At 48.9% G+C, this 17,740-nt stretch carries 14 protein-coding genes; 11 read left to right on the top strand and 3 right to left on the bottom strand.

Annotated elements, in window-relative coordinates; genetic code table 11:
- Positions 1-37 precede the first annotated feature (37 nt).
- Positions 38-400, top strand: a complete 363-nt coding sequence (locus tag ACR6Z4_RS05090) for a hypothetical protein (protein WP_479716149.1) — start codon at positions 38-40, stop codon at positions 398-400.
- Positions 401-411: 11 nt separating this feature from the next.
- Here ACR6Z4_RS05090 and recF read toward each other — a convergent pair whose 3' ends face one another.
- The gene (gene recF / locus ACR6Z4_RS05095; RefSeq protein ID WP_479716150.1) at positions 412-1,569 is read right to left on the bottom strand and encodes a DNA replication/repair protein RecF; all 1,158 of its coding nucleotides are present in this window, start codon (positions 1,567-1,569) and stop codon (positions 412-414) included.
- Complete coding sequence (locus ACR6Z4_RS05100) at positions 1,569-4,388, bottom strand: cation-translocating P-type ATPase (protein WP_479716151.1); 2,820 nt, start codon at positions 4,386-4,388, stop codon at positions 1,569-1,571. The genes recF and ACR6Z4_RS05100 overlap by 1 nt, the downstream gene beginning before the upstream one ends.
- A 1,159-nt stretch (positions 4,389-5,547) precedes the next feature.
- On the opposite strand from ACR6Z4_RS05100, the gene ACR6Z4_RS05105 reads away from it, so the two are divergent.
- The 5 genes from ACR6Z4_RS05105 to mutL all read left to right on the top strand — a co-directional run bounded on the left by ACR6Z4_RS05105 (position 5,548) and on the right by mutL (position 11,588).
- Positions 5,548-6,129: an SRPBCC family protein gene (locus ACR6Z4_RS05105; RefSeq protein ID WP_479716152.1), complete on the top strand. Its 582-nt coding sequence runs from the start codon at positions 5,548-5,550 to the stop codon at positions 6,127-6,129.
- Positions 6,130-6,466: 337 nt separating this feature from the next.
- Positions 6,467-7,219 (top strand): hypothetical protein, encoded by a 753-nt coding sequence (locus ACR6Z4_RS05110; RefSeq protein WP_479716153.1) that lies wholly within the window; start codon positions 6,467-6,469, stop codon positions 7,217-7,219.
- Between the two features lie 326 nt (positions 7,220-7,545).
- Positions 7,546-8,223, top strand: a complete 678-nt coding sequence (gene surE, locus ACR6Z4_RS05115; RefSeq protein ID WP_479716154.1) for a 5'/3'-nucleotidase SurE — start codon at positions 7,546-7,548, stop codon at positions 8,221-8,223.
- Between the two features lie 253 nt (positions 8,224-8,476).
- Positions 8,477-9,409, top strand: coding sequence for an NAD-dependent epimerase/dehydratase family protein (locus ACR6Z4_RS05120; protein WP_479716155.1), 933 nt, complete (start codon positions 8,477-8,479; stop codon positions 9,407-9,409).
- Between the two features lie 277 nt (positions 9,410-9,686).
- The gene (gene mutL / locus ACR6Z4_RS05125) at positions 9,687-11,588 is read left to right on the top strand and encodes a DNA mismatch repair endonuclease MutL (protein ID WP_479716156.1); all 1,902 of its coding nucleotides are present in this window, start codon (positions 9,687-9,689) and stop codon (positions 11,586-11,588) included.
- 48 nt (positions 11,589-11,636) lie between these two features.
- Here mutL and ACR6Z4_RS05130 read toward each other — a convergent pair whose 3' ends face one another.
- The gene (locus tag ACR6Z4_RS05130) at positions 11,637-12,110 is read right to left on the bottom strand and encodes a dUTP diphosphatase (RefSeq protein WP_479716157.1); all 474 of its coding nucleotides are present in this window, start codon (positions 12,108-12,110) and stop codon (positions 11,637-11,639) included.
- 831 nt (positions 12,111-12,941) lie between these two features.
- Here ACR6Z4_RS05130 and ACR6Z4_RS05135 point away from each other — a divergent pair.
- The 5 genes from ACR6Z4_RS05135 to ACR6Z4_RS05155 all read left to right on the top strand — a co-directional run bounded on the left by ACR6Z4_RS05135 (position 12,942) and on the right by ACR6Z4_RS05155 (position 17,684).
- The gene (locus ACR6Z4_RS05135; RefSeq protein WP_479716158.1) at positions 12,942-14,114 is read left to right on the top strand and encodes an ABC transporter ATP-binding protein; all 1,173 of its coding nucleotides are present in this window, start codon (positions 12,942-12,944) and stop codon (positions 14,112-14,114) included.
- A 31-nt stretch (positions 14,115-14,145) separates the two neighbouring features.
- The gene (locus ACR6Z4_RS05140; protein WP_479716159.1) at positions 14,146-14,316 is read left to right on the top strand and encodes a hypothetical protein; all 171 of its coding nucleotides are present in this window, start codon (positions 14,146-14,148) and stop codon (positions 14,314-14,316) included.
- A 30-nt stretch (positions 14,317-14,346) separates the two neighbouring features.
- On the top strand, positions 14,347-15,663 hold the full coding sequence (locus ACR6Z4_RS05145; protein WP_479716160.1) for an ABC transporter substrate-binding protein: 1,317 nt from the start codon (positions 14,347-14,349) through the stop codon (positions 15,661-15,663).
- Positions 15,664-16,018: 355 nt separating this feature from the next.
- Positions 16,019-16,876 carry an ABC transporter permease gene (locus ACR6Z4_RS05150; RefSeq protein WP_479716161.1) on the top strand — a complete coding sequence of 286 codons (858 nt, stop codon included), beginning with the start codon at positions 16,019-16,021 and terminating at the stop codon, positions 16,874-16,876.
- Positions 16,877-16,880: 4 nt separating this feature from the next.
- A complete protein-coding gene (locus ACR6Z4_RS05155) occupies positions 16,881-17,684 on the top strand; it encodes an ABC transporter permease (RefSeq protein WP_479716162.1) in 804 nt (267 codons plus the stop codon).
- Positions 17,685-17,740 lie beyond the last annotated feature (56 nt).

Genomic DNA, 17,740 nt, shown 5'->3' on the forward strand with positions numbered 1-17,740 from the left:
AAAGGTTTCTTATTGTTGATTGCAACAAATTAAGCATATGAACCTATTAAAATCTTTCGTTCTCTCCATGCTGGTGCTGGCAGTCTCGTTGGTGGTATGGGTCGAGACAGCCCAGAGTGCGCCGATCGCTTCCGCACCATCGGTCTCCGCACCATTGGTCTTCGCACCATGGATCGTCGCCCAAGCTGATACCACAAATTCTCAACCGGAAGACGTGCGATCGCCTGAGCCTGACCAGACTGAGCCGGTCGCACCCAACACAAATGCTCAGACCGCGACTCCCAGTCCAAAACAATCGCCAACGCCGACGCCAGCCAACTCAAAAGCTACCGTTCAACCCAAAGGGCCCTATGATATGGACGCGATCCAACGGTTTGATGATGCGTTGTACGGATCCTAAGCAATGCCGTTTTAAGGGGTGGGAAGGTTGGGGACTTCAATATGTCCGGCTTTGACGTGGAGAATTTGCGATGAGTTCAGCCATTGAGCATCGAAAACACCCAGATGGGTCGTGGTAATGATGGTTTGAAATCGATCTTGAATAGTCTGCAACAATTTGTCTTGACGGCTGAGATCGAGTTCTGCCAGGACATCATCCAGCAATAACAAAGGTGGCTCTTTGACAATCGTCTCGATCAGCATTAACTCGGCAAGTTTTAGGGCTAATACCAATGTCCGCTGTTGCCCTTGAGAGCCATATTGACGGGCAGGTGTTTGGTTGATAGTGAATTCAATTTCGTCCCGATGGGGACCTACCAGGGTTGTTCCCTGGATGCGTTCAACGATCGCCTTTTGTTGAATTTGCTCTAAAAAGCGGTGCTGAATTTTTTCTGGATCATCCTGCTCTACGGGCACATTGGGCAGGTAATCGATCCGTAACTCTTCGCGGCTGTCACTAATGGCGTGATGCCAGGTTTGTGCCAAAGGGGTCAAGCGATCGATGACACGGGCACGGCGACGAATGACGCGGGTACCGGCGATCGCCAGTTGGGTATCCCAAATTGCCAGTTGGGTGAGATCAATCGGCGCAACCCCATCGGGTTGAAGATCGCGATTGGAGGCTTTGGCTAGTTTGAACAGTGCATTCCGCTGCCGCAAGATATGGTGGTATTGTTGCCAGATCGAGTCATACACAGGTTCAAGCTGGGTCAACAGACCATCCACCCAATCCCGACGATGACCGGGACCCCCACGCACTAAATCTAAATCCAGGCTGGAAAACTGAACGGCATTCATCATTCCTAAGAAATCAGATTGCCGTCGCAAGTTTTCGCCATTCAGGGTTATCGTGCGTCGCCCGTTGCTGCGAAAGGTAAGCCCCAAATCAACTGATCCCAAATCTCGTTCTAACAGAGCTGTAATCTGGGCGATCGCCTCTCCATCTTTAACCAATTCGCGATCCCGAGTTGCCCGGTGCGATCGCAACGTTGCTAAGAGTGCCACCGCTTCTAATAAATTAGATTTTCCCTGGGCATTGTCGCCCACCAAAATGGTTTTGGGTGCGACAAACTCAACCTGTTGCTCTTGATAGTTACGAAATTGGCGAAGATGGAGCGTTTTCAGGTACATCAGAGAGAGGCTTGTCGTCTTTTGCCGTACCAGCGCATAAACAGTTTCTCAAACTCGACCCAGACAAACATCAGCATACTAAAGCCAAAACAAACGGCTAGTTCAGTCAGGCTAAGTAAATGGGTACCAAAGAAGAGACGGAGCGGCGTAATGTAAATTACCATCAACTGCAAAACCGTCGTTAATACAACAGCTGCTAATACATAGGGGTTAGAGAATGGATTTAACTCGATGGTTAGCTGGGTGTTGGACCGAATTGCCATAGCATGACCCATCTGAGCGATACAGAGCGTAGTAAACACCATGGTCTTCCAACGCTCTGGGTCGCCCTCTGTGGTTTGGCAATAGTAGTATGACCAGACCATCAGTGTGATGGCGATCACCGATAACACCAGACCAATCCGAATCATATAAGCTCCCAATCCGCGAGCAAAAATGCTTTCCGATGGATCGTGGGGAGGACGGTTCATCACATTTGGTTCCGCAGGTTCTACTGCCAACGCCAGCGCTGGCAAACCATCGGTGACTAAATTCATCCACAAAATTTGCAACGGACTGAGTGGCACCCCGTTAGTGGCTAACAATAACGGGGATGCAGCAATGGTCAACACCTCGCCAATGTTAGAACCGAGAATGTATTTGATGAAGCGGCGAATATTGGTATAAACAACTCTGCCTTCCTCGGCAGCAGCAACAATCGTAGCAAAGTTGTCATCCAGCAACACCATATCACTGGCTTCTTTGCTGACATCAGTGCCCGTAATGCCCATGGCAATGCCAATATCAGCCTGTTTTAGCGCAGGAGCATCGTTCACCCCATCTCCTGTCATCGCCACAATTTTGCCTTTGCGCTGAAGTGCCCGAACGATCCGCAGCTTATGTTCAGGGGCAACCCGAGCGTAAATGCTGACGCGATCGACATGGTTTTCCAGATCACCGACCTCAATTTTGTCTAGATCTCGCCCTGTTAACACTTCGTCACCCGGATTGGCAATGCCTAAATCTTCTGCGATCGCCATAGCGGTTAACTGATGGTCGCCCGTAATCATCACCGGACGAATTCCCGCAGAACGACAGCGCTCGACTGCCTCTCGCACCTCTGGTCTGGGCGCATCCAGCATATCTACCAAACCCAGCCAGATCAGATCTTTTTCTGTAGCTTCGTCGGCACCTTCAGGGGGCAGAGTCTCTAACGGTTTGTAGGCAAATCCTAAGACCCGCAGCCCCCGCCCTGCCAGTTGGTCATTCAACGCCAGAATATCGCGACGGTGTGCATCGGTCAGTGCCTCTGCGGTGTCATGTTTTTGAACATCACGGCACCGCTCTAAAACAATTTCCGGCGAGCCTTTGATAAACAACAAATAAGGCGCAGGTTTCAGCGGCAACCCATGCCCTTGCTCTGGCACCTGGCAAATGGTGCTCATGCGTTTACGTTCAGACGTAAAGGGAAATTCAACAACTCTGGGAAAGTCATAGGGAATCTGTTGCCGATCTAAACCCGATTTTGCGGCAACTACAACCAGGGCACCTTCCGTCGGATCGCCTAAAATCGACCATTCCCCTTTTTCTTTTTGCAAAACAGAATCATTACAGAGAATGCATGCCGTGAGCAGTGCCCGAAAAACGGGGAAGTCTTGAATCGAAACCGCCTGCTTGTCTTGATAGAATGAACCTTCCGGTTCATAGCCATTGCCATCAACTTTCAGCGAGTCAGTTGCCGAGTGGATCGACTGCACGACCATTTTGTTTTGGGTCAGTGTTCCCGTCTTATCAGAACAGATCGTCGTCACCGAACCCAACGTTTCCACCGCAGGTAACTTCCGAATCAAGGCATGGCGACGTACCATCCGCTGGGTACCTAATGCCAGTGTGACCGTGATCACAGCAGGTAAGCCTTCAGGAACGACGGCAACTGCCATACTCAACGATACTTCTAGCAAATCTCTAAATCTATCCCACCCTGCCAGCAGCAAGCCTACGCCCACAACAATAGCAACCAAAATCAGGGCGCTAGAAACCAAGACCTGGCTCAGCTGATCCATGCGGTTTTGCAACGGCGTCGGTTCCGACTCGACCGATTGCAGCATGGCAGCAATTTTGCCTAATTCGGTTTTCATGCCGGTGGAGGTCACCAGCACGGTACCGCGCCCTTGTACGACCTCAGTTCCCTGAAAGACTAAATTGACGCGATCGCCCAGAGGAGTGTCTTCTGGAAGCTGTTTATTCACCTGCTTATTAACCGCTTGCGCTTCTCCGGTTAACGCGGCTTCCCGAATTTGCAGGTTAACAGCCTCGACCAAACGCCCATCGGCAGACACCTGCACACCGGCTTCCAGCAGCATGATGTCTCCCGGCACCAACTCTTTAGCAGAAATTTCCAGCGTCTTACCATCACGGATAATCCGAACTTTGGGAGACGCAAGATTTTTCAGGGCTGCCAGTGCTTTTTCTGCACGACTTTCTTGGACATAACCGAGCACTCCATTCAAAATCACGATCGCCAGAATAGCGATCGTGTCTTTGAAGGGAATGTCATCCGAATTTATCCCCGCTCTCAGGTCTAAAAAGCTCATCACGCCTGAGATGATTGCCACGGCAATCAACATGATCAGCATGATGTTTTTGAACTGATCCAACAAAATCATCCAGGCAGTTCGTCCGCCGGTTTCCTGAATTTCGTTGAGACCATATTCCTGGAGTCGTTGTTCTACCTGTTGTGAGGTTAGACCTGACTGGCGATCGCTCTGAAGCACTTCCAAGGCTTTATCAGATGCAACGGTGTGCCAGGAGTTGGGATTTGGAAGAGAGTCTACAGCCATGAATTTAGAGTCAACGATTGGTTTACAGGGCACATCGCCAGCGACAGCATAAAACCTCGATAGCAGAACTGCTTCAGGTATTCAGATCTTATTGCCTGAGACTTCAGATCTTCAATGCCCCCGAAGAAGGACATAACGCTAATGCTATTGCGTATCAATAGGGCTGGACAATGAGGGCTGCGGGGTCACCTCAACGAAGAGATTTCACCCTTGTACCCCCAATTCCAATGCTTATTGCATGAAGTTGCGTAACTTAAGATCTCAATAACCTCAGTAATCTTTACAATTATCTCTTGTATCACAAGCTTAACAATAGCGACATACCTCAGCATATGTCGCTCACAACCTTTTTAGAATTGCGGTCGAACCCCTTATCTGTCAATCAAAACTCTTGATTGTAAACATTTCTCTACTGTTCCAGTTAATTTTTTGTAAAGCTTTGCACTTAATCCTGTATTAGTACTGATAAAAGCCGATTGCCTTTTACGGCAGAATAGGCAACGGGCTAATAATCCCATCCCTGCGTTTGCAGAGGGTGCCTCCCCGTAGGCGCGTCGTGTTCAATTCCTCATAGGGCAAAATTTAGTGGTTGCACTAATAGGGATGGGATTGATTTTTTGCTAGTTTTAACTCTAGCCAGAATTGGATAGCTTCGACCCGAAATCCATCAGAATCAGGTTTTTGGCAATACCATCGGCAATCAGCCCATTCTGAGAAAAAAGGAGTTAGTCTAGAGAAGCTTGACGCTGGGTTGAACAAAACCGCATCAGACGCTTAATTCAGCCTCCCCTGTGACAAAACCCTGAACCGTAATATTTAGGTTCAGATATTCAATAAAATCCCAATATTTACCAGGAATACACCGAACCCATACCATCAGGGGCGATCGCACAGACGTCTTACCGTAGCCTGCTTCCTGTGAGGTATGCCATGCTCCGCAGCAGAGACCTACAACGATTTGTTGTCATCCTCTCTGGCTCAAAAGGGTATTCTATCTAGTAAAACTTATTGAAATCTTTATAGTAAATGGGTGTTAGGGGGACAGTTTTTTTAACCGAACACCCTGTAGAACCTTGGTAGGTGCTTTATTCATTCTGTTTTGATCTCAGTATTGTCTTGCCTTCAGTGCAATTGTTTACGTAGGAGCGACTAACACCGCATGAATAGTTCCGCAGCATTGAATCATTCATCCTGGTTAATCGATACTGATTCGAACGGGCGCATCCGAGAATTGTTAAATGGAGAGATTTTGACGCAGACTCAATCGTATTCAGATTGGGGCGGATCGGTCACAGCCTGGATGTACCTGCCTATGGAGCGATCGCAGGTTTGGCAGCAACTGACAAATTATCCCTGTTGGGTACAGTATTTCCCTGACATGATCCGCAGCGAAATTATCGTTCCGGCGAATGGACAACAGCGCAGCTACAAACGCCTCTATCAGGTTGCCCGCAAAGCTTTTTTCATGCTCAGTGCCCAAGTTGAAATCTACCTGAAAGTGTTTGAAACGGTTCAACGCAGTGTCGAGCACCAAATCCAGTTCCATATGGAAAAAGGAGATTTCAAAGATTTTTCAGCCAGCCTCAAGCTCAATGACTGCGAACAGGGCACACTGCTGACTTATACCGTACAGGCAACCCCGACCATCCCAGTGCCTTCAATTTTGATCCAGGAGGCAATGCGAATGGATTTACCTGCCAATATGCGTAAGATGCGGCAAGTGATTTGCGATCGCCGCTAATGCGTTGTCAAGGATTTTCTGACGGGTGATGTGCCGCGCGAAGCGCGGCACATCACCCGTTTTAACTGTCAATTTCTAATGGACAGACCGCTAGTAGACCCCCTTCAAAGTTTTCCGATCGGGTGCAGGGGGTTCACCCCTGCGTGGGGGCGCAGCTCCCATACCCGTCCCACATCGTAATGTCGCAAAATCTAATGTTGGCAACGTTCGGAATTTGGCTTTGATGACGAGTGGGGTAAAAAAGGTGCCACCTTTTTTGCCCCACTTCTTGTGTTTCCGTGCTAGATAGGTAATCAAAACTCCTGTTTATCCTTACGTCAACCCGATTGAGTTCATCATGAAGAAGCCCGTCATCCAGTTCGTTACGATTACCTGCCTGGGAGCCGTTCAGCTTTTGGGTGGGATGCTCTTGACTCGTGTGGCGATCGCCGCTCCTGATTCTGTCCAACCCAGCCCCACGGCTCCCCCAGCCACGTTGCCAGAGTCACTGCAACGGCTCACTCAAATGTTTTCCCCTAACATTCAAACCATCGTTAATGCTTGTTGGGAAAAGGGAAGAGCGAATTTGGCAGCTGGAGCAGCCCCACAAGGTGAACTGGTATGTGGTGATGGCTCTGTGGCGACGGGTGTGGCGTATTCAGACTATCTGACGACGGTATCCGATATTCTGGCTGCCAGCAGTCTGGTTGGGTTTCGTGCCGTTGTCGAGGCGAACCCACGGGTTGACCCACAAGCGCTGGCTACATTTTTATCGAACCCTCAAGGCAGCGAAATGCTCCGTCAAGCTGTAGAGTCCGCTGTTATCCAAAGCCAGTTGGTAACGGCTGAGTCCGATGTGTCCAGTACTCTTCTGACGAATGAAGTGGTTAGCCGAGTTGTCCCAGCGTTGCAAGATTCCACGCGTCTCAGCACCCTATTGGGCAACCCTGAAGAATATGCTCAGGTGGTAGAAAACTTTTGTACGGCACCCGGAATGTCGGTAGAAGAAGCTCAGGCACTTACACCAGAGCTAGATTCAGTTCAGCTCTATGCCATTTGTATCCAGGAGTCTGGAGCTGCCGATGAAATTCTGCAAATGGTGAATCAGTAAGCACTTGCCTAGAAAGTTGATGTTTCGTACGCCCGCAGGGCACAAAACATCAACGTCTACAGCAGTGTGCAAGTTCGTTAAGTACAGAAACGGTGTTGTGGGGCGCTCCGCGCCCCACAACACCGTATTGAATCAACCTGCACAGCACTATGTAGCAATTGAGTGGTTAATCAGGACGGGGTGCAGGGATGGAACCCCTGTCCTAACCAACCCTTCGGTTGCTATGAATAGTGTTTCAGCTTTATCTTCAGCTCTATCTATGGTTGAGAATCTGGAGGTTTCCTGCCAGGAAACCTCCAGTTCTGACGCTGCACTTAAGGATATCCATGACATTGATTCTGACGAATGATGATGGCATCGATGCACCCGGCATTCGCGCTCTGTGGCAGGCGATCGCCGGAGAGGGTATTATTGTTGCGCCCCAAGACCACCATTCGGGGTGTGGACACCAGGTCACAACCCATCGCCCCATCCAGATTCAACAACGCTCAGCCGATGAATTTGCGATCGCTGGAACACCAGCAGACTGTACCCGCATTGCTCTCAGGCACCTGCGGTCTGACGTCAAAGCTGTGCTATCGGGAATTAATGCAGGTGGCAATTTGGGTGCCGATATCTACATTTCCGGAACCGTTGCAGCGGTTCGAGAAGCTGCATTTCATCGCGTTCCTGGCATTGCGATTTCCCACTACATTCATCGTCGTCGCCCGATTGACTGGCAACTGGCAAGTCGGTTGGCTGCCCAGGTGCTGGATAAATTGTTACACCATCCCCTGGAGCCGGGAAGCTTCTGGAACGTCAACCTGCCTCACCTGCAACCGGGAGACCCCGAGCCAGCCATCATCTTTTGTCCCCTTTGCACCCAACCGTTACCCGTCGCCTATGCTCTCGACGGAGACTCACTACACTACAACGGCGACTATAGCCAACGGGCAAGAGATCCCGGTGCCGATGTAGATGTGTGCTTTTCTGGAAACATCTCGGTCAGTCAAATTCGCCTGTAGACGACTGGGCTTTCCGGTACAATAAGCCAGAAGTCTGTGGTATCTCAAAGATGAGATTGATTTTTTGAAACGCTTGCGTCGCAAGCGTTTCAAAAAATCAATATAGCTTGACGTATTCACGGTAGGACGTTGGGGTGTGGGGCAATGCCCCACGCAGGGGTTCCACCCCTGCACCCCGTTTTAACCTGAGAGCGTAGCGCTTACCATCTTCAGATAGACAGTGGATGACGGGCAGTAATGGAGGCGGTGGCAAATGCGTGTGTTGATCATGGGGGGAACCCGGTTTATTGGGGTAGACCTGACCAAGCAGTTGGTCAAACAAGGACATGAGGTGGTGCTGTTTAACCGGGGCAATAAACCTGCACCCGTGGCAGGTGTACAACAGATTCAAGGCGATCGCACAGATGCCGCGCAGCTCAAAGCCAAACTATCAGGCGAAGCCTTTGATGCCATTTTCGATAATAACGGCCGCGAACTTAGCGACACCCAACCCCTGGTTGAGATGTTCGCCGGTCAGGTACAGCATTTTGTCTATGTCAGCTCTGCCGGAGTGTATCTAAAATCCGATCAGATGCCTCATGTCGAAGGCGATGCCGTCGATCCGAAAAGCCGCCACAAAGGCAAGTTTGAAACCGAAGCGTATCTGGCAGAGTCTGGTATTCCCTTTACCTCCGTGCGTCCGGTCTATATCTATGGACCCCAAAACTATAACGATCTGGAAGCCTGGTTTTTTGACCGAATTGTTCGCGATCGCCCTATCCCTATTCCCGGTAACGGCATGCATTTGACCCAGATGGGACATGTGCAAGATCTCGCCGCCGCCATGGTCGCTATTTTAGATAACTCCAAAGCGGTTGGGCAGATTTATAACATCTCTGGCGATCGCGCTGTGACCTTTGATGGCTTAGCCCGTGCCTGTGCGATCGCCGCTGGAAAATCTGCCGATAGTCTCAAAATCGTCCATTACGACCCCAAACAATTTGACTTTGGTAAACGCAAAGCCTTCCCCATGCGGGTGCAGCACTTCTTTACCGATGTCCACAAAGCGATCGCAGAGTTGAATTGGAACCCCAACTTTGATCTCGTGTCGGGCTTAAAAGACTCGTTTCAGAACGACTATCTGGCATCGGGTCGGGGGCAAACGGCGATCGACTTCTCGGTTGATGATGAAATTCTTAACGCCTGAGGGACGATCGCAATTCTCAATGGCGTGAAGTAAAAGTGGTTGTGAGAGAGCCGCGCGGAGCGCGGCTCTCTCACAATTAACTCGTGATTTTTAATCTTGTTGTGGATCCGTTCTGAGGGGAATTGAGCCAGGTTTTAGTGGCTCAACGGGAAGGTGCGTATCGAGTAATCGCTACGCCAGAATAGAGACAGAGCCTCTGAAATCGTTTGACAAAGTAGAAACTTTGTTCCGAGGGGGCTACATTTAGCCATCATCCTTTAGCGATTCTCTGCTCCCTATGTCTATCCAATCCTTACCACCAGAGGTGGTGCATCTCATTGCTGCCGGAGAGGTGATTGACTCTTTCGCTGCTGTCGTCCGGGAGTTGGTGGAAAATGCCCTGGATGCCGGAGCCTCTCGCATTACGATTTCCCTTTGGGCAGAGTTGTGGAAGGTGCGGGTGGTCGATAACGGCGGAGGTATTGCCTATGCGGATCTGAAGCAAGCCGCGACCTCTCATAGCACGAGCAAAATTCATCAGACAGAGGATCTCTATCGCATCACCAGTTTGGGGTTTCGTGGTGAAGCCCTTCATAGCCTTGCCCAGCTAGCGGATCTGGAGATTTGTAGCCGTGCCCAGGGTGAAACCGAAGGTTGGTGGATGCGCTATGACCGTCAGGGCTATGCCGTTGAGCAAGAAGTGGTGGCGATCGCCCCTGGCACCGTGATCACCGTCTGCAATCTCTTTAGCGAATGGATATCTCGCCGACAAAGCTTACCTCCCATCACCCAACAACTTAAAACGATCCAAACTTTGATCCAACACTTTGCCCTGTGCCATCCCCATGTCACCTGGCAGGTCGAACAAAGCGATCGCCCCTGGTTTTCTATTTGGGCGGGCAGTTCTGCTCAGCAAATCTTGCCTCAATGTTTACGAGAGGTGCAGCCCAGTGATGTGCAGGAGTTGGTCTTGCGGTGGGATGCTGAGGAGCTAGGGGGATGGGGAGATGAAGGGGATGAGGGAGATGAAGGGGATGAGGGAGATGGGGAAGATGGAGGAGATGGGGAAGATGCAGGGGATCGGCATACACAACTAAAAGCTCAAAACTCCCCTACCTCCCTCTCCTCCTCTACCTCCCTCCCCTCCCCTATCTCCTCTACCTCCCCAACCTCCCTCTACGTATTGATCGGCTTACCCGATCGCTGTCATCGCTATCGCCCTGACTGGGTAAAAGTGGCGGTGAATGGTCGGGTGGTGCAATTGCCTGCACTAGAGCAAACGATTTTTAATGCGTTTCGCCGTACGTTGCCACGCGATCGCCATCCGGTTTGTTTTCTCCATCTCACTCTGCCACCGGAACAGATTGACTGGAACCGTCATCCCGCCAAGACGGAGATTTATTTGCAAGATCTAGATCATTGGCAAGTTCAAGTCACGGAGGCGATCGCTCAGGCGTTGCAGTGTAGTCCAGCAGAATTGCCCCATTCTGCCTATTCTGCTCGACTGGGACACGTGCTGAAAACGGCGGAGCCGACGGCTACCTATGGGGTTCAAAATGCGCCTGTAGGGATGTTGCCAGAATCACAAGTGGACGGGAGGGAGTCGGGATCAGGCAATCATCCATCGTCAACTACGCCTGTAACCCGTAAAGCTCAACACCTTGCCGTCAAAGCGATCGCTCAGGTTCACAATATGTATATCCTGGCAGAGCATCCCACAGGGGTTTGGTTGGTGGAACAACACATTGCCCATGAGCGAGTGCTATATGAACAGTTGCGCGATCGCTGGCAAATTGTGCCACTGGTATCGCCGTTACTATTGAATTTACTGTCGCACAAGCAAGTCGAACAACTTCAGCGACTGGGATTACAGGTGGAATTATTTGGCGATGAAGTCTGGGCAATTCGTTCGGTTCCGCAACCGCTCCTAGAACGATCTGATCAGGCGGATGCATTGCTAGAACTCAGTTTGGGTGGCGATCTAGACGCCGCATTGGTGGCGATCGCTTGCCGCACTGCCATTCGGAACGGCACATCGCTGTCACTTCAGGATATGCAAACCTTGCTCGACCAATGGCAGCAAACCGCCAATCCGCATACCTGCCCCCATGGTCGTCCTATTTGTTTGTCGTTAGAAGAATCTCGATTGTCCCGGTTTTTTCGCCGTCATTGGGTGATCGGCAAGAGTCACGGGATTTAGGTCTAACACCTTGTGTTGAAGGCATTGCCTTCAACACAAGTGCCGCGTTCAACTGACCGTTAAAGCACCCATTTTATGCCCATTGACCGGATGGACAATCTCTCTCAAGGTTCCAAACACTTCATCTTGCAGCAACTCTTCAGCGTCTTCAAGAAAACAAATTTCAGGTCTATAAACAGGAGCGATCGCCATTTGAGCGATCGCCATCCCAGGTTTTACTGAAAAGCCATGTTCACCTAGATTGATGAGCAAGATGTGAATCTCCTCATTCTCACCCTCGCGAATGATCTGGGGTGCATCCAAAATCGTCACACCAAAGTCAATTGCCATACTTCTTTTCGGACGGAGATGTGCCTCAGTTCCAGCCATCAGCTGGATTTGGATGCCCGTCGGAATCAGCTTTCGCATCCCCGGACAGAGCAACACCGGACTATCTAAGTGAGCAAACAGATCTACGCCGGAACCATACTCATGCACTGTTAATTTTGCGGTCGGATGCAGCTTCTTAATTCTTACTTCCATTGATAAACCCATCACTGGTGAGAATTGAGTGTCGATTTAAAGGTATTCTCCTCGGCTCGTTTGAGATCCGGAGAACCTGACAAACCTGGAGCGCGATCGCTCTCTTTGCGTAGTCAATGCATCCTGATGTTAATTCTTATACAGAACTCTACAGTTACTTTATTCAGCTACAGAGCTTATTCCACAAGCTTTTGCAAAAATAGGTATCTGAAAATTCCTGCATCTTCACTGAAAACTTGAGTAGCTAATTTAGCAAAAGATTAGCAATTTCACTATTTTTCTTCATTAGATTAACCAAGTCTTCCCAAAAATGACAACTACAAATAGGCTAGCTTTGCCAACTTTTCTTATTTACTTGGAAATTGGCGGGAATATTTGCTGACATATGGATTGGTTAGTGCCCTATCAAAGGGATGGGTTTGATCTCCTCTTAGCCCCCACGTCACAAGCTATAGCCAATGCCACTCCACGACGCTCCAAGTCTCTACCAAAATCAAAAAAAACGTAACAAGAGATACATTAATGCTCTACTAATACTTGTATACAGTATACATAAGGATCGATATTTATCCTTCAGGATTACGAATTTAGTAAAGCTCAGGTGTTTATGTTTTGGAGTGTGGTGTCGCTGCGCTTCAAACCATAAGTTTTCGGTTTGATTAAAACTACGATCCTTAAAAAACATTGGGAAGTCTTGCAACTCGTATACTTGTTGTCATTTCTTTTGCGTAAATGATTACAATCTTGACTACTTATATGTGGGAACTTTAGCAAAATCCTCTACTCTTCTACTCACCTCTATCTCTCCGCTCAATTAGGACAGGGAAAGTCATGGTTGCTGAAAGTCAAAAGTTTTTGCAGACTCATCCAGATATCCAGCATGAACTTGCCAATGTGGCGGCTGGTGTTTCCTTAAGGGCAGTGACTAAAAAATATGGACCAGTCGTCGCTGTTGAGAATGTTTCGTTGGATATTCCAGCAGGCACCTATTGTTGTCTTTTAGGGCCTAGTGGTTGCGGTAAAACGACAACCTTGCGGATGATTGCAGGGCATGAAGATGTGACCAGTGGTGAGGTGTTGATTGGCGATCGCAAAGTTACCCATTTGCCAGCCGCCAAACGCAATACATCCATGATGTTTCAGAGTTATGCTCTTTTCCCTCACAAAAGTATTTGGCAAAATGTTGAGTTTGGGTTGAAAATGCGCAATGTTCCCATCAACGAACGGCGCACCAGAGTAGGGGATATGTTGGAACTGGTTGGGTTGAGCCATACTGCCGATCGCAAACCAACTCAACTCTCAGGAGGGCAACAACAACGGATTGCCCTGGCCAGAGCACTGGTGACTCGTCCGCAAGTGTTGATGCTCGATGAACCTCTGAGTGCCTTAGACGAAAATCTGCGCGTTCGGATGCGGAGTGAGTTGCGCAAAATTCAGCAGCAGTTTGGCATGACGTTTATTCAAGTAACGCATCATGTCGAAGAAGCCTTTTCCCTATCTGACCAAATCGTAGTGATGGATCACGGTCACATCGACCAGATCGCTACTCCCTCTGAACTGTTCAACACACCAGCTTCACAATTTGTGGCTCGGTTCATGGGAGACAATAATATCTTTACAGGTAAGGTTGTCAATTCGGTCTCTGATCCCAAAGGAGATTTGATTGAACTCCAGACCAACAAGCTTGGTTCGCTATTTTGCCGGGGTCATGCTACCCCTCCGGGGACAGAAGCCGCTTGTTCTGTTCGCCCGGATCTGCTCCGTCTGGAACCTCACACTGCTCATGCATCAGAGCCATCGCCCTACCCCAATGCTGTTTCCGCAAGGATTACAGCAATTGAAATGACAGGGTATGTCACCCGTGTGTCTCTGATGACAGAAGCCGATGGTCAAGAACTGCTCTATAAAGCTCGCACCGCAGACTGGTTCACCAGTCCTTTCCAGGAAGGGCAACTTGTCACGCTCCGTTGGTCGGCAGATGATTGCATCTTTCTGCCGTATTAAGCCATTTCTGATTGGGAAAGCTGAAATTTCTATGGAAACGTTTATCTTCCTCAATCAACTGGGTTTAACAACGGCGATCGCACTTCATCACACTCAATCGCATGTCTTAATCACGCTTAATCGCACGGGAGGGATCGAACAAGGACTTGAGCAGGGGTTCTCTCTTTCCTTTCCGTATTATCCTGAGCGCGATCGCCTTTAAAGAAATTGTTGTCGTACAACTTGAAACACTATGACTAAATTGACTCGTCGCCAAGTAATTAGAACTGGACTAGCCGCAGGAGCTGCATTGGCAGCAACGCAATGCGCTCGCCAAACCGATGCACCATCTGGAACACCCAACAATCCCGCTCAGGGTCCTGAAGTTAACACCAACCAGATTAAAGATGTGACCTTGCGCCTGATCGGAACAGGCGTTTCTCAGATCAACGAAATTCGCGATAAAGCGCAGGAAGACCTGGGGTTCAAGCTGGAAATGCGCGCCCTCAGTACTGAAGAAAATAACCAGATTGCCATCACCCAACCCAACCAATACGACATTTTTGATGGAGAATACTTCAGCTTGCCGCTGGTTGTACCCTCGGGCAACTTGCAAGGGGTAGATGTTAGCAAGATCAAAGACTTCGACAAGATCGTCACCATCTTTACCCAAAACAAGTTTGATGGCTTGCCCGTTGAAAAAGCTCAAGGGACTTATCCTTACAAGGTGATGTATCTCAAAGAGCAAACTTCTTCTGAGTTCGCTTCCGAAGCCACTGGCTGGGCAACTTTAATTCCGTTCCAGTACAACGCTGATACTCTGGGCTATCGTCCTGACCTAGTAGGTCGCGAGATTACCAGCTGGGCAGAATTGTTTAACCCAGAATTCAAAGGCAAGACGTCCATTCTTGATATCCCTTCGATTGGCATCATGGATGCCGCCATGGTCGCCGAATCTGCTGGGTTAATGACCTTTGGCGACAAAGGCAACATGACGAAAGCAGAAATCGACAAGATCACTGACATTTTGAAAGAGCAGAAAGCCAACGGACAATTCCGCGCCTTCTGGAAAACCTTTGATGAATCCGTCAACTTGATGGCATCGGGTGAAGTGGTGTTGCAGTCGATGTGGTCGCCTGCGGTTACAGCCGTTAAAGCCAAAGGCATTCAGTGTGTTTATGCACCGTTGAAAGAAGGCTATCGTGCCTGGGGAGGTGGCATTGGCTTCTCGAAGAACCTTTCGGGTGTTGCCTTAGATGCGGCGTATGAATATATCAACTGGATTCTCGATGGTTGGGTGGGTGCCTTCTTAGGTCGCCAGGGATATTACAGTGCTATCCCTGAGAATGCGAAGAAGTTTATGTCTCCGGCAGAGTGGGATTTTTGGTATGAAGGCAAGCCTGCTGCGGAAGACATGATTGACCCGTTTGGCAAGAAGCTCGAACCCAAAGGTGCCGTCCGTGACGGTGGTTCCTTTACAGAACGGATGGGAAATGTGGTGGTATGGAACTCGACCATGGATGAGCAAGTATATCTGGTTCAGAAGTGGAATGAATTCATTGCGTCGTAATTAAGCTCATGGGGCAATGCAATACCCCTCAGCATCGTAGATTTAATGAAACCTAAATCTTTTTGAGAGAGCGACGGCTCTGCCGTCGCTTTCCCAGAAACATTTACAAGGTAATGAATCCACGATCCTAAAAGCCTATCTGAAACATTGATTGTTTGCACCTGGAAGGTGCAAACAATCAGCACTTTTGATGACGAACCTCGCTATAGTTAAAAACGCGATCTACAACTTTGTCCTACCCACGCCGCAGGAAGCACAGAGTTTTATAAGGTTGATGTTGAGTTAGGATGACCTACTTCTTTTGGGATAGGTTCTCAAGGTTTTTTGAGAGTATGCGATTTACGGTGGAAGACAAATGTCTAGAACCTGGAAAGTTTTTCAACCCTATGCCCTGGTCACACCCCAAACATTCGTTTTTCTGATGTTTTTGGTGTTCCCAATTCTGATGATTTTTATTGTCAGCTTTTGGCAGTTCACTGGCTATTCGATGGTTCCAGCCTTCTCGCTGGATAATTACATTAACATTTTTACGTCAGATGTGTCGTTAAAGACCTATCTGAATACTTTTAAATACGTTGGATTAGTCTGGGTTTTCTGTTTGGCGATCGCCTTTCCGATTTCTTACTTTCTCGCGTTTTATATTGAACAACAAAGTATTCAGATTGTTCTATTTCTTGTGTGTACCGTGCCCTTCTGGACATCCAACATCATTCGCATGATTTCCTGGATTCCTGTTTTAGGCAAAGAAGGATTGATCAATAACTTTTTGATCTCCCTCGGCATTGTGCAGCAACCCGTGGAATGGTTTTTGTATTCTGACTTTGCCATTGTTTTGGGGATGGTGCATCTCTACAACTTCTTTATGATTGCACCCGTTTTTAATAGCTTGATGCGGATCGATCGCAACTTGATTGTTGCAGCTCAAGACATGGGTGCGTCTGGGTTCCAGGTGTTGAAAGAAATTATCTTACCGTTAGCAGCTCCTGGTATTGCCATCGGCTCTATCTTTGTGGTCACCTTGTCGATGGGTGAATATGTCACCGTTCGGCTTATGGGCGGTGGGCAAGCAGCTTCGGTTGGCAAACTGATTAGCACCCAAATTGGTAGTTTGCAATATCCTCTGGCAGCCGCCAATGCGGTGATTTTACTCATTGTCACCTTGATTTTGGTCATGGCAATTTTGCGCGTCGTCGATATTCGGAAACAACTGTAGAGCTATGAAGAAACGTCCTCTCTCTTTCTACTTCTTAGCCGCTTTCTTTGGGCTGTTTGTCTTGTTCCTCTACGGTCCCATGTTTGCGATCTTTATGCTGTCGTTGCAAGGTCCCGATGGCACACTGACATTTCCGATGCGAGGCTTTAGCTTCTACTGGTTGGGGCAAGTGTTCCAGGAACAGCGGGTCGGCAGTTTTGTTGAGTCATTCCAGCGATCGCTGATTTTGGGTATTGTCGTTTTGCTGTTGTCGGTCATTGTCAGTGTTATGGCGGGTCTAGCGTTCCGCAATCGCTTTCGCGGAGCCAATGCCGTGTTTTATCTCACCATTTCCAGCTTAATTGTGCCCGGTGTGCTGATTTCGCTGGGTATTGGGATTACGTTTCAAGTCATGGGAATTGATACAAACTGGTTTTCCTCTGGTTTAGGTGCCCATCTCACCTGGACGGTGCCGTTTGCCTTTTTGATTATGTTAGGCGTGTTCAACCGCTTTAACCCAGCCTATGAAGAAGCTGCACGAGACTTGGGTGCGAGTGACGGCAAAACTTTCTGGGAAATTGTCTTTCCGTTAATTCTGCCCAGCTTGATCGGGATCGGATTGCTCAGCTTTACCCTGTCGTATGACGAATTCATTCGCACCTCATTGATCTCCGGACAGGACAACACCTTGCCGCTAGAGGTCTTTGGCATGACAACCAATGTCACATCCCCGGCACTCTACGCATTGGGAACGTTGACGACGCTGTTCTCGTTCACCATGATCATCCTTGCCTTCACCACCTACGGGCGTTTCTCCAAGCAAAAATAATAAGCGCCTAAATCATCGCAATTCTCAATTGCTATAGCAATCTTCAATCAGTTGTG

The organism is Calyptranema fuscum S582 (assembly GCF_055793305.1).